The organism is Microbulbifer maximicatervae (SeqCode) (assembly GCF_056231245.1).
Window position 1 is genome coordinate 4,328,711 of the sequence record NZ_CP174334.1, and the last position, 22,344, is coordinate 4,351,054.

Below are 22,344 nucleotides of genomic sequence, written 5' to 3' on the forward strand. Positions count from 1 at the left end.
GGGCATCTACAGTGAGCAGTTCCCAGACATCCCCCTTACAACATCACGAACTCCTACGGATTAGCGCTATATATCGGGTTGCAATAGCCTTGGTTTTGCTGGGAGTATTTTTCTCAGATATTGGGGAGGGCTCACTTGGTGAGCACTTGCCAACACTATTTGTCTATACCACCGCATCCTATGCCCTGCTTAATATCACATGGCTATTCTTTCTCCGACAAAAGGCATATCAAACTAATAACAGCCAAATTGGAGTTGTTCTGGGGTGCGATATCCTGGTATTTCTGTTACTGATTGAAGCCAGTGGGGGGCTGAACTCTGGTCTGGGCTATTTACTTTTGATCAGTTGTTCAATCGGTGCCATTCTGCTGGATAGACGCCTGAGCGCATTTTTTGCAGCCATCGCTAGCCTGGGCGTAATTTCCCTCCAACTGTTTCACCTTTTGTCAGGCTCCGGCTCCAGCAGAGATATTGTTTCTGCAGGTGGGCTTGGCTTACTAATGTTCGTAACCGTCAGCGCAATTCAATATTTATCTGAGCGTATCCATAAAGCCAATCTGCGCGCAGACCAGCAAAGCCGTCAGGCAGCACACCTTCAGAGGCTGGCACAACAAATCATTGAAAGGATGAATACAGGCGTGCTTGTTATGGGGCCATCCAATAAGCCTGAGTTGATCAATCGAGCCGCCACTCGCTTACTTGGAACACAGCTAACGTCTGGCGAAACCCCCAACTCTGAGCTTCACCGTCAGATTCAGTCTTGGCGCCAGCAAGATGAAAACACAAGTATACTTTTTAAAGCCGGTAACAATGACGAGCTACAACTCAACTTTGCCCAATTACGCCATAAAAGTGGCAATAGCACACTGATTTTTGTCGAGGATAATCGAAAGCTCACTGAAGCAGCTCAGAAGCTCAAACTTGCATCTTTAGGACACTTAACCGCTTCTATTGCACATGAAGTTCGCAATCCACTCTCTGCAATCAACCATGCAGCGCAACTTTTATCTGAATCTACCCAGCTCAAAGATGAAGATCGACATTTAATCGAAATTATTTGCCGGCAGAGTGGTCGTGTAAATCAAATCATTGAAAATGTAATGCAACTATCCAGAAGGCGTGCAAATTCACCAGAAGAGCATGACCTGCGAAATTGGCTCAAACAGTTTCTTACCGACTTCAATACAGCCAACCCCCAAAACAACAGAATTGAACTAGATGTTCCAGACCGGCTTATCCCAGCAAACTTTGATTCCGCTCAGTTATCACAGGTCATTACGAACCTAACAGACAACGCATTGCGGCACTCAGAAATGGAAACTGGACAGCGCTATGCAGCTGTTCATGCATACTATAATACTGAGAAAGGCCACTCTATATTGGATATTAAAGATAATGGTAGTGGCATTCCCCCCGAGGTCAAAAACCAAGTGTTTGAGCCGTTTTTCACCACTGATAAGGCCGGTAGCGGGCTCGGTTTGTATATTGCTCGAGAACTGTGTGAAGCCAATAGAATCAGTTTGTATCATTGCCAAAGTGAGGACAATAAAAGCTGCTTCCGCCTTGAATTCGCTCACTCTATTGGTGTGACCTGATCTAGCTCAGGAAATTTTCCGTGTAACTAGATCATTATTCACCAGAAATTTCTGACATAATCGCGTTTCATGCCTTTTGGTATAAAGTGAACAAAACAAGAAAAGAAAGAATAACGATGCGCCCACTGGCACTGGTTGTCGATGATGAACCGGATATTTGTAACTTACTTAGTCTCACCCTTCAAAGGATGGATGTTGATTGCCATACTGCAGCAACGCTTTCCGAGGCTAAAAATGCACTCAGCCAAAATACTTATTGCTTTTGCCTAACTGATTTACGCCTACCTGATGGAGATGGGCTACAGCTAGTTGAATATATCCAGGGAAGTACAGAGATTGAACTCCCTATTGCGGTTATAACTGCTCACGGGAATATGGACACTGCAATTAAAGCGCTAAAGCTTGGCGCTTTCGATTTTGTGAGTAAACCAGTAGATCTTGAGCGCTTACGCAATTTGGCACAACTTGCCCTGCGTCTGGATAGCAATCAGGCTCCACAACAGGAAATCCCCAAAAAAGACCTACTACTTGGCGAAGCAGATAATATCCGCAAGCTACGCCAACAGATCAGTAAGGTTGCTCGCAGTGACGCTCCTGTTTATATCAGTGGTGAGTCAGGCGCAGGCAAAGAACTTGCTGCCCGCTCTATTCATCTACAGAGCGCTAGAGCTGAGCAACCCTTTATCGCCATAAACTGTGGTGCAATACCTTCTGAACTGATGGAAAGTGAGTTCTTTGGCCACCAAAAGGGTAGCTTTACCGGTGCACACAAAGACAAACAAGGCCTTCTACAAAGTGCCGAGGGCGGCACCCTTTTCTTGGATGAAGTAGCAGATCTCCCTCTGGAAATGCAGGTAAAGCTCCTTAGAGCGATTCAGGAAAAATCTATACGGCCAATTGGCTCCAATAAAGAAGTAGCAATAGATACTCGTATTTTAAGTGCAACCCACAAAGATTTAAGTGAAGAAGTAAACAATGGACGTTTTCGAAATGACCTTTACTACCGCATAAACGTTATCGAAATCGCTGTCCCACCTCTTCGGGATAGGGTTGAGGATATACCGCTCCTAACCGATATAATCATGCAACGTATAGCCTCTACTGCCGGACTTACCCCACCTGCCTTGTCACATAAAGCAATGATTGCCTTACAAAATTATTCCTTCCCGGGAAATGTCAGACAGCTTGAAAATATACTTGAAAGAGCTTTCACTTTATCTGATCAAAACATAATTCGAGAAGAAGACCTCCTACTTGAATGTAACAATAGGCAAGAAAGCGCTACAGATAAAAAACACACCAATAATTCACATCAAACCGAAAAAAAGGCTAACTCAGAAGATTTCAATCCACACAAGTATGATTCCCTGGATGAATTCCTACAGAGGATAGAAAAAGAGGTTATTGAGGAAACTTTAGCAAAAACTCGATGGAATCGAACTGCTGCAGCACAGAAACTGGGTATTAGCTTCCGCTCTCTAAGATATAGATTAAAAAAACTAGGGCTTGAGAGTTAGATTATTAAGACCAAGGTACCGTAATTTCATGTGGTTGGAATACACTAACTAAATAGTATTCTAGTGCAAACTCAACCAGGAGGAGTTTGCACCGTGAAACGATCTGCAGGATTCACCCTTATAGAGTTAATAATTTGTATTACGGTTATTGCAGTATTAACAGCTATAGCTTTACCTTCTTTTAGCGACTTCCTTAAAAGGTATAAAAGTAAAGCTAAACAAAGAGAGCTCTTTGACGTACTTATATTTATGCGTAACAGGGCCCTTAGTGAACAACGTAACTTTACTCTTTGTCCAAAAGGGATTTCTGATGAGTGCGCTGGCGATTGGGCAGATGGCGCTTTATTGTTCGCCGATGAAAATGGCAACGGCGAAGTCGATCCAGAAGATCAGGTTGTAAGATATATAGATCGAGCTGAACAGGGAGCCTCTCTAAGCTGGAATGCATTCAATAATAGAGGGTTTCTGATTTATAAACCAACAGGAACTACTCCGTCCCAAAGTGGCAACTTCTCATTCTGCCCCGCAAGCGGCGAGGCAGAGTATGGCTGGATTATAATCCTCAATGCGATAGGAAGACCTTACTACGCCAAAGATAAAGATCTAAATGGCATTGTGGAAAATGGAAGTGGCCAGGAATTAAGCTGCCCCTAGCTACTTTTAGATACAACTGGAGTTCCAGCACAAGTCATCTGGGTCGTCGAAAGCTCCGTCATTCCCTCGATCCCATGCTCGAAATCCATTTGAACGCAATTCAAGTTCCCCATTACCCACTTGAGAGTTTTTAGGTGTTGCTCGAATCGTATAGGATGAATCATTGGCAGCCTGAATAGTCAAGTCATAAGTTTTATTACTGTTATCCAGTGGGGCTTCTGTAGGAAAGATTGCTGGAGCACCGATATCTGCACCCCCATCTGCCGCTCCGGTATAGGAGCCGTTCTGAGTAAAGTGCTGCTCCATTGCCTGAGCCAGGCTCATCAAAGCACCCTGAGCATCCGCTCTATTTGAGGTAAGGATGTGACTTTGATAGGCAGGCCATGCAAGTCCAGCAATAATGCCAATGATTCCTACAACTATTATTAGCTCAATCAAGCTGAAACCACTGTGATTTTTCATTTTCATACGCTTTCACTATCCAGATAAGCCCGACAGAGCCGGGCAAGTACCACCATCTAATAACAGTTAGTTTGGAGTAATTTCTTCCCAGGACAGACGACCTGCTCTATCTCCACCACCAAGATTTATCTCCCTCACGTAAATCCCACCATCACTGGTGCCTGTATACTGTTTACTTCCCAGGAAACCGGACTTATTTGGGCCGCCCTCTGTTCCATCATCAGGCTTTTCTCCTATATAACCATAATCGTCTTCATCAATTACACCGTCCTTATTCGCATCAAATACGGGATCTTCCGGAGCCAAGCCGGTCCAAACATCCACAGACATCAGCCAGCCATCACTACCTGCAGCACAAACTTGTCCGGTTGGAATCAGTGTATTGAAGAATACGACATAGTTCAGTATTGTTGGCCGAGTAACTATACGCTCACCGCCATCCAATCCACTGCCCTCATCCAAGGGCATATACCAACCTGATTTATCGCTCCAGGTAAACTCATCTCCAGATGATGACCTCAAAAGCCATTCACTCCCATCCTCAGCTGTGACTTGGTTCGTATGTAATGTGCGCTTTTCCAGGTCGCTTGTACTTAAATTGTACACGTCATTATCAGATACAACATAAAATCCGCCGGGGTTAGTATCACTTGTATCTGAGTCAACCAAGTACTGTCCCGTGCCGAAGGCAACTATTATATTGGGAGATGCTCCGAACGGGTGTTCTATATTTCTTGCAATTTGCGGAGCAGCGGTAATTGGCTCCCCTGGAACAGAAAAAAGTGGCGACGGGGAAGTAGCTGACGAAGCAACACCCCAGCTTCCTGTCGATGAGACATCGAAAGCCCACATATTGCCCTTTAAGTCACCGGCATAGATACGATCTACAGTGCCATCATCATCAGAGTCCACGATAGTCGGTTCTGACATCCCGTTTTTATCGGAAGTATCAGCAGTACCCGTTGAAATATAGACATGGCTATTGCCACTACTATCTTCCCCATCCAAATATACGATAAATAAACCCGCATCGCCGGTTGAACTGTTATATCCATTACCGAATATTGCAGCCCACTCACCGTTTGACATACGGTAAATTTGAGGACGACTAAAGGTATAACCTAAGTTATTATTGTCCGAATCGGTAAACTCCCACAAAACAATATCTGCGGCATTCTCTTCAGTAAAATCAGAGGGGTTAGTAATGTCGAGAGCATAGTATCCTTTACCACCAGCACCTAAGCCTCCCACAAGTACCGTCTTCCAGCTGCTATTTATGTAGACATCAGAACTTGTCGGAGTACCATCCACATAATATTTATGGGTATAGTATTGCGAACTCAAAGCATGCAGCCCCTCATCAGCGGTTGTACTGAGTAAGGCCGCAGGTGAATAAGCTATCAGCTCTTTACCGGCATTAGCTCCACTGGCACTGGCATTAAAACCATGTAAGAAGCCATCATTCGCTCCCACATATACAACTGGAGTACGATTGCTTTTAGCGCTAACAAAATCATCGTAGCTAGAAGCTCCACTGAACTCGTAATCAGACCAAGGGCCGCTGGGTTCTCCCACATAAACCGGTGTTGAATTTACAATATCACCTAAACGCCCTTCACGAGCCCGGAAACTACCAGTACTAGCTCCCTCATTGCTCCGATCACCCCTCAGATAATCAATACGATCGGAGGCACGGCCATCATATACTCCCGCACTAGATTGAATATCAAGATTCAAATCATCAGCATGATCTGTCCCGGTAATACCGAGCCCGGATGCAGTGAAAGGCACCCCGGTACCATTGCTATAGGAGAGCATAACCCTGCTATCTGGGTCTATCGAATCCAATTCAGAGTTCGCCTCCCAAATGGATGAAGTGCCGAGATTTCCATCGACATTAAGTTCGATATCCCCTTCATCACTAAGGTTCCAAGCCGCTAAATTACCCGACCATGCACTACTATCAAAACCTACAGCAAATATACTGGAATTTGTTTTGAGGGAAGAAGTATTAAAAGCTACAGAGCTTGAGCTACCAACTATAGACTGAACATTATTAATAATAGTATTAAAAGTCACCTTCAGTTCTGCGGCGTTACCAGCATCATACACACCACCGCCACCCAATTCCCCGGCATTTTTCATCAGGTTCGTGTCTGACAAACCATCTTCAGCAAAGCCAATAATATAACTGGTAATATTGTTAACGACCTCTTCACCACCAGTCTTTTTCAAATCCGGTCGTAAATCAATATCGTAAAGAGCCTTAAGGACATCATCCATCTCATCACTTGTGCAGCCGCCACTATTTGAGGAGCAACCATAATCATAGTCGGTCAAGTCACTGCTAATACTATTATCCCTTGTTGGCTCACCATCTGTTAGAGCCACCATAAAACTCTTTTGACAATAATACTGGATAGCTCCGCCATCAACGGTATCATCAGGCGCGCTAACATCGCCCCAATTCAATATAGTACTAGTGCCGCTTCCAGAAAATATATCCTCTCCGGGAACCTGTTTTTCTGCTCCAGTAGAATCTATATAGGTGAGGTTATTTCCCTCATAGCCGCTAATAAAATAACGCCCTACACCTGCAAAACTCTCTGCAAGAGGGGTATTACCATTTGCATCAATATCTTCAATAATATTGAGTATACTATTTCGATTGGTCTCGGTTAGACTAACCAAACCGGATAGCAGCTTTGCACCGTGTTCTGTATTGAACTGCATCACACCGACACGCACATCATTAAGCCCTGAAATTAATTCCTGGGCTGCACTTTTCATAATATCGGTTCGACGTATATCTACTTTAGATCTCGTTGCGTTGCCATCCTCATCCGTAAATTTATCGGCTACATAACCCCCGCTACCATTTTCTTTGGAGAAGAACCAGTTTAGAAAATGCCCGGTAGTACTTTCCCTATAGTCATCTGAATCCTGACCAGTTTCATAATAACTATCCCCTCCAGAATTAGCTTCCGCATAAAGCCAAGCAGTATAATCCTCATCTTCGTCAAAGCAGTTGCTGCTACTATCCCAAGTAAACCAATCACTCTCTGCACGGTTTCTATCCACCAATTTGATCTGAACACTTCCATCGGATGTATTAACCCGATATTCAACATCATCATAATAACGTGTACAGGAACCCCAGCCACCATGACCACAGGAGTTCGACGTATACGTCATTGATACTGGAGAGCTACAGCTAGACCCCGCAGGGTCTGAAGTATCATAACCATCTACGGGCAAAACCATTGTTTCCATTGACCCTGAAGAGTCCAACACAAACATCAGGTTGGGTTCTGCTGAACCGCGGGAATAAAGCGGAACATCAGATAACTCACCCGGTGCAGAAAAAGCCTCATTACTCGCGCAAAAAAACAATACAACGGCAGCGATAGGTTTCAATGGGAATTGGACTTTACTTGACAGTGAAAAATTCATTTTTTTTACTCTTTTATATTTCTTTACCATAGAGAGTGATAATGATTCTCTCAGTACCACCTACCCCAACACCACGAGAAACAATTTTAAACACCTGAATCTCTGTACCGTCGCTTCGGATGGAGTCTGCACTCTTATCCATATCAGTAATATTTGTGTCATCTTCAGTAAGCCCTGCAAGCTCGATAAACATGCGACCAGTTAGGGCCTGACCATCAACACCTTCCATGGGTACCTCTTGCTCTACTGAACTGGCATCTGTCCAAGTATTTTCATCAAATAAGTCATCCGGGCCATCACCTGCAGTACGCCGCCAACCTGTAGTGCCAAAGTCGTCTAAGTTTGTCAGCGTCTCAATATAATCTTCACCTCGGCGAGCAACAGACTCTGCCACCTCGAGAGCTACCTTTGCGTCACGAGAAGCAAAGGTCATGCGTTCGCTCATCAGGATACTCCTGGCCCCAGAGATCCCAATTAAAGTTAATATCAGTAAGATAATCAGGCTGACCATTAGAACGGCGCCGCTTTGTGATCTGATAGTCCTCATTACATATCACCTCGATTACGCACTTTTACCGTAGCCACATACAACTTTCTAATTCTTCCATCACTATATTCAGTTTCGCTACCATCGAGCCGGCGAATAGTTTGGCTATCTACACTTGCATCGCTATCGCTAGCTACCAATAATTCTAATTTAATAGCAACAACTTCTGACATCTCATCAAGAGATGTACTAGCACTTTGCCAAGTATCAACTATTCCACTTCCTGTGGTATCCCGACCATAAGAAACTTGCATATCTTCTATTCCGGGAACCAACTCTTCGACGGAATCATTTTCATCACTAACAAAAAGGGAATTGGTACCAGCTGTATTCACAGCGATAAAATAAGTTTTTTGATACGGCTGAAAAATTGCGGAGTCTGCTCCATATATTTCCTGAAGTGCGTCACTCTTATTATTAACCCACCCAGTTGTAGTACTCACATCGTGCTTTAAAGCCCTATTACCAGCGCCAACGGCCGTATCAATATTTGTAATAGTAAAAATGTCGCCGTTAATACAAGTGGAGACCAAGACAATATCTCCAGCCGCTACAGGACAATTTGAACTTACAACCAGATCACTACCACTAGGATCTAACATACGTCCAGATCCCCCGCAGGCATCAATAACACCACCAAGAATTAATACATCACTTCCATCCAGCACGTTCGTTGTTCCAACTGTCATACCGCTGGCATTATCAACACCCTGAACTCCGTCAGAACCAATGGAAGCTAAGAAAGCATCTGTCGTATCCAACCTATTCTCGATACTGTCTTGATCTGGTGCACATCCCCAATAATCTGCAAGTCGTATTTCCTTGCTCAGCAAGTCGATTGCAAATCTACCGTTTTCCTGTACACGCGAGAACCCATCCTGCATGCGAAAAGTATCGCTATTACTCTGAAATATTTGTAATACGCCAAGTAAAAGAAGGGAGCCCAATAAAATACCTATCATTAATTCAACTAATGAAAGGCCTCTTTGATTACTAAAAGATTGCATTCTTAAAGCTCCACTATCATCGAAAAGGAGGCATTATCCACGTCACCATCTAATACCCCGTAATTTTCCCCTGTATGCTGTTCACTCCAAGATATAGTTACCGTTACTACACCGGCGTTGTGAGCAATTGTTCCTGTTGCGTCAGGTAGATTGGAAGATAGAATGAGCTCCCATTCATAGAGGTCTAAATCTGCAAGTTCAGCATCTGAACATGCACTACTACAATCCGGCGTAGAACTACTGCCAGCGCCACCATCTGAACCATCTGAACCATCTGAACCATCTGAACCATCTGAACCATCTGAACCATCTGAACCATCTGAACCATCCGAGCCATCCGAGCCATCTGAACCACCCGAACCATCTGACCCGCCATCACCAGAAGAACCGCCTACAGTGCCATCATACTCACTACTCATAGTCCCCGTAGGATTAGCGCGCATTCGTTCAATAATTTCCTGTGCTGCAAGTACAGCCATATACCGGTGATGAGCCCCATTGCCATTTTTTAAACTCATCACTTGTGTTGCCGCCAGCCCCAAAAGACCAACCGCCAGGATCAAAACCGATACAAGCACTTCAATTAGGGTTGCCCCTTTTTGCTTGAGCATTCAAATTATCCTCTTTTCAATCCGTTTTCCTACGGGCAAGGCATATTGGTATTCAATCTTAAAGCCCCAGAAGCGAGAACCTGCAACTGGCGACCATAATCTCCTGTCCGACTATCACATAAATCCAAAGTTAAAGTGGCCCCAAGACTTATCTCCCCCTGCGCGCCATAGCTAAAATCTAAGTCTGCCACTCCGGCACCAGAGACTTCCGCTGTAACTACAATATCCTCGTACTCGACAAGTAGCATTCTTAACTCCTCTCCATCGTCATAAGAATCACTCCCGTCACTATCAACCCAGACAATAACTCCATTACCAATATCATCGTCAATTGCACCTACCTCTACGCTACCTCCTATACGCACAGCTTCAGAACGTGCATATTGAAGAACACCGTTCAAGTCATTTGTCATAGCCGACAAGCGATTGCTATCAAATAATGAATTAAATGAAGGTAGTCCAATCGCAAGTACAATCCCTAAGATGGTGATAGTCGCCATTAACTCTATAAGGGTTGCCCCTATGTATTTTTTGAAGCTAATCATATTTGCTGCCTTAAAGAACCTATAAGTACTGGGCTATGCTGCCTGGCATGGAGAGAAAAATCTCAATTTATCTAAAGCGTGCAGCTTTTCAGTATAAATTTTGCACACAAAAATTCTCACCCCAGTACTTTACAAACAATGTGCAAGTAAAGTGGAGGCACAACACTTTGGTTCGTATTGTTATCGTATATATACCAGTTTATGGAAAGCAGGTAAGCGATGGGGTCGAGGGTTTTGCAGCTTGCCGACAAACGGCTTGGAGGGGGCGATAAGTGGGCTAGCCAGCTTGCCGATAGGAGATAGAGCTGCTGATTAACGCAGCTCTTTAGGCAGGGAGAAACGTATATTCTCAGCCCTTCCATCCATTTCTTCAGGAAGGCTTGCACCAAGTTGTTGCAGTCGGTCAATCACTCCTTGTACCAGGACTTCCGGTGCTGACGCTCCCGCTGTGATTCCTATGGCCGACTTACCCTGAAGCCAATCTGCATCGATATCATCCGCACCATCGATCAATTTAGCAGCAGCACCACAGCGTTCAGCGAGTTCACGCAGGCGATTAGAGTTAGAACTATTCGGGCTACCAACAACAAGGACCAGATCACTTTCCAGAGCCAGCTGCTTTACAGCATCCTGGCGATTCTGGGTCGCGTAACAGATATCATCTTTTCGAGGCCCACGGATTTCAGGGAAACGCACTCTCAGGGCATCAATGACTCGAGCGGTATCATCCATGGATAGTGTTGTTTGGGTAACATAGGCGAGATTACTCTCGTCTTTAACAGTTAACTTCGCAACATCCTCTTCGTCTTCAACCAGGTAAATGGCACCGCCAGCAGAGTTGTCATACTGCCCCATTGTGCCCTCCACTTCCGGGTGCCCGGCGTGGCCGATAAGTATGCACTCAGCACCGTCGGTGCTGAACTTACTCACTTCAATATGCACCTTGGTAACCAGCGGGCAAGTAGCATCGAATACACGCAGGCCACGATCTTCAGCTTCGCGCTGCACAGCTTTTGAAACACCGTGAGCACTGAAGATAACGATAACATCATCGGGCACTTCATCGAGTTCATCGACAAAGACCGCACCGCGCTCTTTCAGGCTCTCCACCACAAACTTATTATGCACCACTTCATGGCGGACATAGATCGGCGCACCAAATACATCCAGGGCGCGATTCACAATATCAATTGCCCGATCAACACCGGCACAAAAGCCCCGGGGGTTAGCCATTCGGATTTGCATATCTACTTCAGTACCCTACTTGCTACAAAGAGGGAACCCGACCCTATTGGATCGAATCCACCGCAATAATTTTCACATGGAAATTTAAGGTTTGACCGGCCAATGGATGATTAAAGTCGACGGTAACATCGTCCTCACCAATCTCACTGATTACTCCGGGGAGTTCGCCGCTGCCATTGTCAAAAGAGACTACCAACCCGCGCTCCAGCTCCATATCGGGAGAAAAGGTATCCCGGCGCACCTTTTGCAGGTTTTCCGGGTTGCGCTGACCAAAGCCTATCTCCGGCGGTATCTCGATCTCGGCTTCATCCCCCGCTTTTAAACCAAAAAGCGCTTTTTCAAAGCCCGGCAGCAAACTGCCATCGCCAACACTGAAAGAGGCTGGGTCACCTTTGAAGGTTGAATCCACCTCAGTGCCATCATCCAATTTCAGGCTAAAGTGCAGTGTCACCCGGCAGTGTTCACCGATAACGGCATTACTCATAGTTCGTTAGACTTCCACGTTATTTTTTGCTTTGCCACTTTCTTTTTCTGCAAAAAAAAGTAGCTCAATAACCAGCATTGCAGCGCCGATACTAATTCCCATATCCGCAACATTGAATACCGGGAAGTGCCAGTTGCCGTAATAGACCGAAATAAAATCCCTTACGTAACCCAGCAGCACTCGATCCCAAAGGTTGCCCAAGGCCCCCCCCAGAATTAGCGCCAGGGCACAGGGTTCCCAGCGCTTTGTTGCCGGCAGGCGCCATAGCCAAACACTGACAACAACGCTAAATACAAAGGCAATAATTCCGAAAAACCACCGCTGCCACCCCCCAGCATCAGACAGAAAGCTAAAGGCAGCACCGTAGTTTTCCGCATAAGTAAATTGCAGCAAGCCGGGAATAATTTGCATTGATGGGCCGTGCATAAACATATCCACGGCCCAGACTTTGCTGGCGATATCGAGGACAACCACCACCAGCGCCAGCCAGTACCAGCGCCATGGATGCCCCCAAACAGGGTTGGAACTAGGCATAGTGCCTCACTTCTCCTTCACCAGAAACGTTTTCCACGCAGCGCTCACAAATGTCTGGATACTCTGCTGATACACCCACATCGGCACGGTAATGCCAGCAGCGCGCACACTTGGGGTGATCCACTTTGCTTACGCTGACTTTCAATCCTTCCAGCTCTGTGGACTCTGCACCGGCAGCATCGCTGAGTGGCTGTACAGAAGTGGAGGAGCAAATCAAAACAAAGCGCAACTCGTCTTCGAGCTCCAAGAGCTTTTCGCGCAAGTCATCTTCGGCGAACAGAGTCACCGCCGCTTGCAGGGAGCCGCCAATAGCACCAGCTCCACGCTGCTCTTCAAGCACCTTGTTTACCGCAGTTTTTACTTCGGCGATGGCGGCCCAATAGTCCGCACCTTTAACCGAGTCTACTGGCAGCTTCGGCAGCGAATACCATTCTTCAATAAAGATGCTGTCCGCTTTGGCACCGGGAATAAACTGCCATAGTTCTTCTGCGGTAAAGCTCAGGATAGGCGCAATCCAGCGAACAAATGCCTGAACAATATGATAGAGGGCGGTTTGCGCAGAGCGGCGTGCAGTACTGTCCTCTTTGGTGGTGTACTGACGATCTTTGATGATATCCAAATAGAAGCCACCCATTTCCACGACGCAGAAGTTATGTAACTTCTGATAGATCTGGTGGAACTGGTAGTTATCGTAAGCCGCGATAATTTCATCCTGTAGACGCGCAGCCTTATCCAGCGCCCAGCGATCCAGCGCCAGAAGCTCACTCTCCGGCAACAAATCTTTTTCCGGGTCAAACCCAGCCAGGTTGGACAGGAAGAAACGAGCCGTATTGCGCAAGCGACGGTAAGAGTCCGCTGTGCGTTTCAGGATCTCATCGGAAACCGCCATTTCACCACTGAAGTCTGTAGCGGAAACCCAAAGGCGCAATACATCTGCACCCAACTTATTGATTACATCCAGTGGTGCAACGGTATTGCCGATGGACTTGGACATTTTCCGTCCCTGTGCATCTACCGTGAAACCGTGGGTCAACACTTGCTTATAAGGGGCACAATCGTTGATGGCGATGGAGGTCTTCAGTGAAGACTGGAACCAGCCTCGGTGCTGATCAGAGCCCTCAAGGTACAGATCTGCCGGGAAACGCAGGCCGTTGCGGCGCTCCAGTACGGCGTAGTGAGTCACACCTGAATCGAACCAGACATCCAGGGTGTCGGTCACCTTTTGATATTGGTCTGCCTCACCTCCCAGGAGTTCCTGCGGGTCCAGGTCAAACCAAACATCCATACCCTCGGCGTCGACCTTTTCAGCCACTTTGTCCATCAAAGCGGGAGTGTCCGGGTGGATTTCATGGGTCTCTTTGTGAACAAACAAAGCGATGGGCACGCCCCAGGTGCGCTGGCGGGAAATACACCAATCCGGACTGCCATCGAGCATGGCATCGATACGAGCCTTGCCCCAACCGGGGATCCACTGAACTTCATCCGCTGCCTTCTGTGCATTCTCCAGAAGGTCATTCTGCTGCATGCTCACAAACCACTGCGGAGTCGCACGGTAAATAAGCGGCGTCTTGGTGCGCCAGCAGTGGGGGTAGCTGTGCTCCATCTTACCCTGGTGCAGAAGTACTCCGCGCTCCTGTAACAGGGCCACAATTTTGTCGTCCACCTTGTAGACGTGCTCACCGGCAAACAGCGGTACCATATCGCGGTATACGCCATTGTCATCGATATAGTTCAGGGTATCGATGCCGTAGCGCTTGCCCACCTGGAAGTCATCGGGACCATGGTCCGGCGCAGTGTGTACACAGCCTGTACCTGCATCAGTGGTGACATGGTCGCCGAGGATCATCGGCAATTGCTTCTCGTAGAAAGGATGGTTTAGCTTCAGGTGCTCCAAGGCGGCACCGCGAATACGGCCTACCACTTCACCTTCGAGCCCCGCCTTCTCCAATACGGCATCCTTGAGTGCTTCGGCAACGAGCAATCGGCGCTCAGCCGTTTGCACCACAACATATTCCAGCTCAGCATTGACAGAAACCGCTTGGCTGGAAGGAAGCGTCCAGGGGGTTGTGGTCCAGATGACAACGGATAAGGGGCCTTCACCCGCGTGTCCACCTGCCGCATCGGCGATAGCCAGGGATGTCTCTTCCGTCGCCGGATAGCAAACGTAAATGGAGTAGGAGGTTTTATCCTGATACTCCACTTCCGCTTCCGCCAGAGCTGATCCGCCCACAACGCTCCAGTACACGGGCTTGAAACCCCGTGCCAAATGGCCATTTTTGACCACTCGCCCAAGCGCTCGGATGATATCGCCTTCAAATTGGAAATCCATGGTGCGGTAGGGGTTGTCCCACTCACCGAACACCCCCAGGCGAATAAAGTCTTTCTTCTGTCCATCCACCTGCTTGGCTGCGTACTCGCGGCACTTCTGGCGGAAAGTTTTGTGATCCACCTTTGCGCCAGCCTTGCCAATCTTTTTCTCGACGCGGTGCTCAATCGGCAGGCCGTGGCAGTCCCAGCCAGGCACATAGGGAGCGTCAAAACCGCTCAGGGTTTTCGACTTGATAATAATATCTTTGAGAATCTTGTTGACCGAGTGACCTATGTGAATATCCCCGTTGGCGTAGGGAGGGCCGTCGTGCAGGATAAACTGCTCGCGCCCTGCCCGCGCTTCGCGGATTTTTTCGTAGAGCTTGGTTTCCTGCCACTTCTTTAAAATAGCCGGCTCGCGCTGGGGCAGATTGCCGCGCATAGGAAAGTCGGTCTCAGGCAGGTTTAAGGTCACTTTATAATCAGTCATTGGATGTCTACTTCAGCTCTAGTAGAGAATAATTCATCGTCTATACACCGGTTAGTGCCCCTTGGGGTTTTGCACAAACCAGTCTTTAGCATCGTCAATATCCTGAGCGATGCGGGCTTTGAGGATTTCCAGGGAGGCAAACTTCTCTTCATTGCGAAGTTTGTGGCAAAACTCTACCGCTAGTTCTTTCCCGTAGAGGTTGCCATCAAAATCAAACAAGTTGACTTCCAGCAGTGGCCGGGCGCCCTCTCCCTCAACTGTCGGGCGAAACCCCACATTGGCAACACCGTCAATTTCCGGCCGCCCAGCTGCGAGTTCACTTCCATTCGCGGCTTTGGTGCGAACGGTGTAAACGCCAACCAGCGGGGAGCGGTAGCGGTGCAAACGCACATTGGCTGTGGGAGCACCCAGTTGCCGGCCCAAAGCGCGGCCGGGGGCAACCCGTCCGGTAATACTGTAAGGGCGTCCGAGTAAGGCCTCGGCCAACTCAAATTCGCCCCGCTGCAACGCTTCGCGGATGCGGGTGCTACTCACCCGGGCTCCGCGAACCTCAAGCGTAGCCGTGTCTTCCACCGTGAATCCATTTTCGGCCCCGGCGCCCTGAAGGAATTGATAATCGCCACTGCGATCACAGCCGAAGCGGAAATCGTCTCCCACCACCAAATGGCGGATTCCAAGGCCGTCCACCAGAATACGGCGCACAAAGGCATCGGCACTCAGGTTGCGCAGTTTCTCGTTAAACTGCAGGCACAACACCCGGTCGGCACCAGCATCAAATAGCGCCAATACCTTCTCTTTAAAGCGCATCAGACGCGCGGGCGCCCTTTCCCCAGAGAAGAACTCATGTGGCTGGGGCTCAAAGATAATCGCCACCGAGGGCAGATCATGTTCCTGCGCGCGCTGCTTGAGCTGCGCAATAATCGCCTGGTGACCGAGGTGTACACCATCGAACGAGCCGATTGTCGCCACGCTTCCCCGGTGGCGGGGGCGCAGGTTGTGCAACCCGCGAATTAGTTCGCGCTCCTGGGCCAAAGCGATTTTCCCATCCTCATAAAATCGAGCCGCACAGTATAGCGGATTCCCACTGGGCGGCCAGAGGCCATATTTATCCAGATATGCCCACTTAATAAACTAACTTGTGGCGCGGAAGTGGTGGGGGCGCAATCCCGAAACCAGTAAAACTGACAGATAGGTCGCTCCCCCCGCAGCTACGATCAGCCCCATACGCCAGGCGCGGTCATACCAGGCCCATTCACTCCACTGTGACCACAGGTGCAGGGCCCCGAGCAAAATCGCAACCATGGCCAAATTCGCCAGAAGCAACCTTACCAGGTAAGTGCCCCACCCAGCCTCAGGTTTATAGACATCATCTCGACGCAGGCCTTTATAGAGGAGCCAGGCGTTAATAGCAGCCTGACAAGCCGTAGCCAATGCCAGACCCATATGGCCGAGCTTGAAGTAGTAGTTAAGCGGTATCACAAACAGCAGGCTCAACACCATTTTGGCCGAGATAGCGATTAAGCCAAAACGCACTGGGGTATAGGTATCCTGGCGGGCAAAATAGCCCGGCGCCAGCACTTTAATCAGCATAAACGCCAACAACCCCATGGCATAAGCGCGCAGGGACCAGGCGGCCATTTGCATATCGCGCGGCTGCATCTGCCCATACTGAAAAAGGGTTGTCAGGAGCGGCTCAGCCAGTACCACCAAGGCTACAGAAGCGGGCAGGGAAATTAGCGTGACACTGCGCAAAGCCCAGTCGAGGGTATGACGAAACCGGCGGGGGTCTCCGTCAGTGTGCTGCCGCGACAAGCTCGGCAGAATCACCGTTGCCACCGCAACCCCAAACACCCCCAGGGGCAGCTCGGTGAGCCGGTCGGAAAAATAGAGCCAGGAAACACTGCCGCTGGGCAGGAATGAAGCCAGCAGAGTGTCCATCACCAGGCTGATCTGGGTCACTGACACACCAAAAATCGCCGGCGCCATCAGGCGTAAAATTTTACGCACTCCTTTGTGCTGCCAATCCCACTTAGGGCTAGGTAGCAAACCTTCACGAGCGAGAAAAGGCAGTTGAAACAGCAGCTGCACCACCCCCGCAACAAAAACGCCCCAAGCCAGCGCCATAATTTGCGGATTAAACCAGCTGGTAGCAACAGTCGCCGCAGCAATCAAAACCAGGTTGAGCATCACCGGGGTTAGCGCCGGAATCGCAAAACGATCGAAAGTATTGAGTATTGCCCCGGTAAATCCCGCCAGGGAAATCAGCATTAAATAGGGAAAAGTGATCTGCAACATATCGGTAGCGAGATCGAACTTCTCACGCTCACTGCCGCCCCACCACCAGCCAAAAGCAAAAATACCCGTCACTAGTGGAGCGCAGAGAACACCAAACAGAGTAACCAACAAAAGTACGCCACCAAGAGCGCCCGCAACCCGGTCATTTAACTCTCGCGCAGCCGCCTTACCGCCCTTTTGGCGGTATTCGGCCAGTACCGGCACAAAGGCCTGGGCAAATGCACCTTCTGCAAATAGACGGCGAAAAAAGTTGGGAATCTTGAATGCGACAAAAAAGGCATCGGCAGCATCGCCCGCACCGGCAAAGCGGGCCAGCGCCACGTCACGAACCAGCCCGGCCACTCGCGACAGCATAGTGGCAGCACCGACAACGGAACTGCCCCGCAGCAATCTGGAAGCACCAGATTTTTCGACTGCCTGTTCCTGAGCTGGGGATGACTGCGACAAAACTCGGACTCCTGGCGAAAGTTGAAACTTGTTGGCCGGCAAGTCTACCCCAAAACCTGGGGATATATGGGCTCCTCTACAGAGCTGAGGCCCTGCGACTGCGGGACCGCGAGCCTATACTAAGAGCGAGCTAGTCGCGCCACCCATGGAGCTGGTGGTGCGGGGAGAGAAGGGATGACCATTAGTGCTTTGATTATTGCCCTGGTTCTGGCAATTGTGCGGTACATAGCAGCTGTTGATGGCCCCAGCCCCGTCTGTCCATCCATCCCCTGCTATAACTGCGGTCGCCCAGCCCCTTCCAGCTTCTGAGCTGGGTTTCGGAGCGATCGCCATATTTCGCCACAATTGAGCCGCAGTTGGTCATAGCTGCGCCACGCCAGCGCCTCCTTGGAGCTTTTTAATAACACTCAAACGGGCCACAGCAGAACAGGCCCAAACGAGTAAGAAAAGCCGCTAAGGAGCAGAACAATGAAAAAAGTAGTGATGGCCGTCGCCCTGGGTTCTCTGATTGCCACCGGAGCCCACGCTAAGGAACAAAACGAATCCAATTTGACTCCGGCCAAGCAGGCCTCAGTCTTTACCGGCTCTGCAATTGCCGGTGCAGCATTGGGTGGGCCCGTTGGCTTTATCGCCGGAGCACTCGGCGGAGCCTGGCTCGGAGAGCAGATCAAGCAAGCAGACGAGGCAGATATGCTGGCAACACAACTGACAGAGAGCCGTGCAGAGCTCAGCAACCTGGCACAGCAATTAGATGCGGCTCAACTGTCCGCGAACGACGCCAGCCAGCTGGCCCTGGATTCACTGCAATTCCAAATGCTGTTTACCACTGGGGAGGACGAGCTTCAGGAGGGCCAAATGCATCAGCTGAGTGCCATGGCTGACTTCCTCAAGCGCCATCCCCACCTGCAAATTCACCTGGAGGGACACGCAGATCCTCGCGGCAGCGACGGCTACAACAATGTACTTTCCGATCAACGCGCCCTGAGTGTGGAAGAGGCTTTGGTATCGCTGGGAGTTGATGCCTCAAGAATCAGCCGCAGCGCACTCGGCTCCACCTACTCCCAGGCAGCCCGAGGTGATGTAGACGCCTACGCCATGGAGCGCCGCGTCGACATCCGCTTCTCTCTTCCGGAGTCCATGGCGGGAAACTTCTGAGTCAAAGGGGCACGGCGGACAACAAATCCGCATATCCCTTCGCCTTCAAGCCGCACTACATAAGCGTGAGTGGATCGCAAATCCACTCACGCAACTCCAAGCTGATAGAAACCCTGTTGTATTTGCGGGCGCCTTGCGCCCGCCTTTTTGCCTAACCCCTGCAACTTCGTGCATGATTCTCCGCCAGAAAGGAATTAAGTCGGGATTTGTCATGAGTGCAACCATCGCCATTGTCGAAGATGAACGCGCTATCGCAGAAAACTATCGCGATGCTCTGCGCCGCCACGGTTACCGGGTCGATTTATACAGCGCCAGGATTGAGGCCATGGATGCTTTTCGCCAGCGGCTGCCAGACCTGGCCGTGATCGATGTTGGCCTGGGCAGCGAGGTGGAGGGCGGTTTTGAGCTCTGCCGGGAATTGCGCGCTATGGCGCCGAGCCTGCCAATATTATTTCTCACCGCCAGGGACTCAGAGCTGGATATTATTTCCGGACTGCGCCTGGGCGCTGATGATTACCTCACCAAGGATATCTCCCTACCCCATATGCAGGCGCGAATTAACGCCCTACTGCGCCGCGTTAGCGTGCTGCGAGATCAAAACGATGAAGGCGAGAGCTTAACTCAGGGAAAGCTATGGCTGGATATTTCCAGGCTCCATTGCCACTGGGATGAGCAACCCGTGGACTTAACCGTGACCGAATTCTGGATTGTCCACGCCCTGGCCAAAAGGCCCGGCCACGTTAAATCCCGCAGCCAACTAATGGAAGCAGCCCGCGTAGTGCTGGATGACAACACCATCACCTCTCACGTCAAAAGAATCAGGCGCAAGTTCCAGGCGCTGGACACCGAGTTTAATGCCATAGGAACCGCCTACGGCATGGGGTATCGCTGGCAGCTGTAAACCGCCATCGGGCGAACAATTTCAAAAATTTAAGTATGAACCTACGCCGCCAACTCTTGCTCGTCAGCCTTGTCGCACTCACCCTGCCCTGGGCCGGCTGCCAGTACCTCCGCCAGGTGGACGCCGCCCTAGCACAAGGCCAGATCCAGGCAATCGAGGCAACTGCGGCGGCAATTGCCGCGCGCTTGGCCAGCGCCCCCCAGCTTATCGCCCCAGATCCTCAGCGCCTTTCGCGCCCACCAGGGGCTCAGCTCTACCTGAATCCCCTATCTCAAGCTCCGAGAGTCGACGGCTATGGCGATGAGTGGCGAGCGCAGCAACTTGAGCCCAGAACCCTTGAGGACGGGCAGCTATCCCCTATGGCCCAGGTGACGCTGGGGCAACTGGGTAAGCAAATCTACCTGCTTCTCACTGTTTCGGACTCAACCCCCGCCTATCGGGACCCCCGCACAGGTCTGATCGCTGGAGGCGACACCGTAGAGCTGTTTACCGCTGAACAGCACTACATCCTGCCCGTCGCCAGCCAGGGGGCCGCCAGCGCCTTGTGGCACAACCCTAGAGAGGGCCGCTACGAGCGCGAGCTGCGTTTCAGGGGCCGCTGGACAACTTCTGGTGCAGGTTACCAATTGGAGCTGGCTCTGCCACAAGCCCTAACCGGTGGAGCCCTCGCTATCCGTATTCACGACAGGGCAAACAGCAGTGGCTCCTCACCGACTCGCAGCGCCAGCACACTTCCGACAGATGGCCACCCAGGACGCTTGGTGAGCCCTCTGCCAGACCTTCAGAGAGAGCTCGACCATTTTGCGCGCCCTGGACTGCGCCTCGCAGTAGTGGACAGCGAGGGGTTTCTTCTTGCCAGCAACGGACAACTACAGCTGGCAGATTCCGAGAGCAATTCATGGCTGAGAGACTGGGCTTATCGCAAATTGCTTTCCAGAGAGGATTTGCCACAGCTGCCGGAAAATAGCTTGCCTCTTCCAACGCCTGACAGCCGTGGCACCCGGGAGCAATGGTATTCAGGACCGCTGCAATCCCGAATTGGTGCGGTGAGTGTGCCCGTTATCACCCGGGTCGACGAAGTGGTTGAGCGGCCACTTCTGGGGCAAGTCCTCGTCCTGCAATCTGGCGAAGCGATGCAATCAGTCACCGAGGGAGCAGCCCACCGGTTGTGGTTGATCAGCTGCGCCGCGGCCGCAACTGCCCTGCTCTTCCTTTTGGGCTACGCCAGCTGGCTTTCCTGGCGCGTGCGCAAGCTACACCAGGCCGCCCGCAACGCAGTAGATTCCAGCGGCAAACTGCGCGGCAACTTTCCCCATTCAAAGGCTGGCGATGAACTGGGAGACCTAAACCGGGCCTTCGCCAGCCTGCTCGCAGAACTGGACCAATATCACCAGTACCTGCGCACTCTCGCCAGTAAGTTGTCACACGAGCTACGCACACCGCTGGCAGTGGTTCGCTCATCCCTGGATAACCTCGCCGCCGGAGAACTCGACGACCACAGCCGCCGCTATGCAGGGCGGGCTATGGATGGCAGTGCAAGGCTGTCGGGGATTCTCAACAGTCTCTCCGCAGCCAGCAATCTTGAAACCAGCATCCACCAAGCGGAGCGGGAGCCTTTCGACCTGGCAGACCTGCTTGAAGTCATGACACAGTGCTATGGCGATGCTCACAGCGAACACCGATTTACTCTAAACAAACCCACTGGGGAGCTAGCCTGCCACGGCGCACCGGAGTTATTGGCTCAACTGCTGGACAAGCTGGTGGATAACGCATGTAGCTTCGCTCCCGAAGGCAGTGAAATTTGCCTGTCAGTGGCAACAAACAGAGATACCTACTTGATCACAGTGGGCAATGACGGCCCTCTGCTCCCGGAAGGTTACGCTCACAAGCTGTTCGACTCTCTCGTTTCTGTGCGCAACCAGGGCGATAATGCCGGCCACCTGGGGCTGGGACTGCATATCGCAAAACTGATCGCAGACTTCCACGGTGGCTCCTTAAAAGCCCGAAACCGCAGCGACGGCAGCGGTGTAGAGTTCAGCCTGGAGTTGCCGACCGGGTAACCGCCGTTGTGGATTGACAACATATCTGCACCGAG

At 50.2% G+C, this 22,344-nt stretch carries 19 protein-coding genes; 7 read left to right on the top strand and 12 right to left on the bottom strand.

Translation table 11 applies throughout. From position 1 onward, the window contains the following. Positions 1-11: 11 nt before the first annotated feature. The 3 genes from ACJJIS_RS18910 to ACJJIS_RS18920 all read left to right on the top strand — a co-directional run bounded on the left by ACJJIS_RS18910 (position 12) and on the right by ACJJIS_RS18920 (position 3,766). Positions 12-1,595: a sensor histidine kinase gene (locus ACJJIS_RS18910; RefSeq protein ID WP_475708813.1), complete on the top strand. Its 1,584-nt coding sequence runs from the start codon at positions 12-14 to the stop codon at positions 1,593-1,595. A gap of 116 nt (positions 1,596-1,711) precedes the next feature. Next, complete coding sequence (locus ACJJIS_RS18915) at positions 1,712-3,112, top strand: sigma-54-dependent transcriptional regulator (protein ID WP_475708814.1); 1,401 nt, start codon at positions 1,712-1,714, stop codon at positions 3,110-3,112. Positions 3,113-3,205: 93 nt separating this feature from the next. Further along, complete coding sequence (locus tag ACJJIS_RS18920; RefSeq protein WP_475708815.1) at positions 3,206-3,766, top strand: GspH/FimT family pseudopilin; 561 nt, start codon at positions 3,206-3,208, stop codon at positions 3,764-3,766. Between the two features lie 6 nt (positions 3,767-3,772). On the opposite strand, the gene ACJJIS_RS18925 is transcribed toward ACJJIS_RS18920, so the two are convergent. From ACJJIS_RS18925 to murJ, 12 genes are all read right to left on the bottom strand, one after another. Further along, positions 3,773-4,228, bottom strand: coding sequence for a type IV pilin protein (locus ACJJIS_RS18925; protein ID WP_475708816.1), 456 nt, complete (start codon positions 4,226-4,228; stop codon positions 3,773-3,775). A 66-nt stretch (positions 4,229-4,294) separates the two neighbouring features. Continuing rightward, positions 4,295-7,681, bottom strand: a complete 3,387-nt coding sequence (locus tag ACJJIS_RS18930; protein WP_475708817.1) for a PilC/PilY family type IV pilus protein — start codon at positions 7,679-7,681, stop codon at positions 4,295-4,297. A gap of 13 nt (positions 7,682-7,694) precedes the next feature. After that, the gene (locus ACJJIS_RS18935; RefSeq protein ID WP_475708818.1) at positions 7,695-8,228 is read right to left on the bottom strand and encodes a pilus assembly PilX family protein; all 534 of its coding nucleotides are present in this window, start codon (positions 8,226-8,228) and stop codon (positions 7,695-7,697) included. Beyond that, positions 8,228-9,235 (bottom strand): PilW family protein, encoded by a 1,008-nt coding sequence (locus ACJJIS_RS18940; RefSeq protein WP_475708819.1) that lies wholly within the window; start codon positions 9,233-9,235, stop codon positions 8,228-8,230. The genes ACJJIS_RS18935 and ACJJIS_RS18940 overlap by 1 nt, the downstream gene beginning before the upstream one ends. A gap of 2 nt (positions 9,236-9,237) precedes the next feature. Beyond that, complete coding sequence (gene pilV / locus ACJJIS_RS18945) at positions 9,238-9,846, bottom strand: type IV pilus modification protein PilV (protein ID WP_475708820.1); 609 nt, start codon at positions 9,844-9,846, stop codon at positions 9,238-9,240. 29 nt (positions 9,847-9,875) lie between these two features. Continuing rightward, complete coding sequence (locus tag ACJJIS_RS18950) at positions 9,876-10,391, bottom strand: GspH/FimT family pseudopilin (RefSeq protein WP_475708821.1); 516 nt, start codon at positions 10,389-10,391, stop codon at positions 9,876-9,878. A 312-nt stretch (positions 10,392-10,703) separates the two neighbouring features. Further along, entirely contained in the window at positions 10,704-11,636 is a 933-nt protein-coding gene (ispH, locus tag ACJJIS_RS18955; RefSeq protein ID WP_475708822.1) for a 4-hydroxy-3-methylbut-2-enyl diphosphate reductase, read from the bottom strand. Between the two features lie 43 nt (positions 11,637-11,679). Then, the gene (locus ACJJIS_RS18960; protein ID WP_282934364.1) at positions 11,680-12,120 is read right to left on the bottom strand and encodes an FKBP-type peptidyl-prolyl cis-trans isomerase; all 441 of its coding nucleotides are present in this window, start codon (positions 12,118-12,120) and stop codon (positions 11,680-11,682) included. Between the two features lie 6 nt (positions 12,121-12,126). Further along, a complete protein-coding gene (gene lspA / locus ACJJIS_RS18965; protein ID WP_444895261.1) occupies positions 12,127-12,654 on the bottom strand; it encodes a signal peptidase II in 528 nt (175 codons plus the stop codon). Continuing rightward, a complete protein-coding gene (gene ileS / locus ACJJIS_RS18970) occupies positions 12,647-15,451 on the bottom strand; it encodes an isoleucine--tRNA ligase (protein WP_475708823.1) in 2,805 nt (934 codons plus the stop codon). The genes lspA and ileS overlap by 8 nt, the downstream gene beginning before the upstream one ends. A gap of 51 nt (positions 15,452-15,502) precedes the next feature. Further along, a complete protein-coding gene (ribF, locus tag ACJJIS_RS18975; RefSeq protein ID WP_445363136.1) occupies positions 15,503-16,483 on the bottom strand; it encodes a bifunctional riboflavin kinase/FAD synthetase in 981 nt (326 codons plus the stop codon). 99 nt (positions 16,484-16,582) lie between these two features. Continuing rightward, a complete protein-coding gene (gene murJ, locus ACJJIS_RS18980; RefSeq protein WP_475708824.1) occupies positions 16,583-18,193 on the bottom strand; it encodes a murein biosynthesis integral membrane protein MurJ in 1,611 nt (536 codons plus the stop codon). A 174-nt stretch (positions 18,194-18,367) separates the two neighbouring features. Here murJ and ACJJIS_RS18985 point away from each other — a divergent pair, with 174 nt between their 5' ends. The 4 genes from ACJJIS_RS18985 (at position 18,368) to ACJJIS_RS19000 (ending at position 22,309) form a co-directional block, all read left to right on the top strand. Further along, positions 18,368-18,502 (top strand): hypothetical protein, encoded by a 135-nt coding sequence (locus tag ACJJIS_RS18985; RefSeq protein ID WP_444934826.1) that lies wholly within the window; start codon positions 18,368-18,370, stop codon positions 18,500-18,502. A gap of 159 nt (positions 18,503-18,661) precedes the next feature. Beyond that, entirely contained in the window at positions 18,662-19,348 is a 687-nt protein-coding gene (locus ACJJIS_RS18990) for an OmpA family protein (RefSeq protein WP_108731695.1), read from the top strand. A 211-nt stretch (positions 19,349-19,559) separates the two neighbouring features. Beyond that, complete coding sequence (gene pdsR, locus ACJJIS_RS18995) at positions 19,560-20,249, top strand: proteobacterial dedicated sortase system response regulator (RefSeq protein WP_108735148.1); 690 nt, start codon at positions 19,560-19,562, stop codon at positions 20,247-20,249. A 35-nt stretch (positions 20,250-20,284) separates the two neighbouring features. Beyond that, positions 20,285-22,309 carry an ATP-binding protein gene (locus ACJJIS_RS19000; protein ID WP_475708825.1) on the top strand — a complete coding sequence of 675 codons (2,025 nt, stop codon included), beginning with the start codon at positions 20,285-20,287 and terminating at the stop codon, positions 22,307-22,309. Positions 22,310-22,344 lie beyond the last annotated feature (35 nt).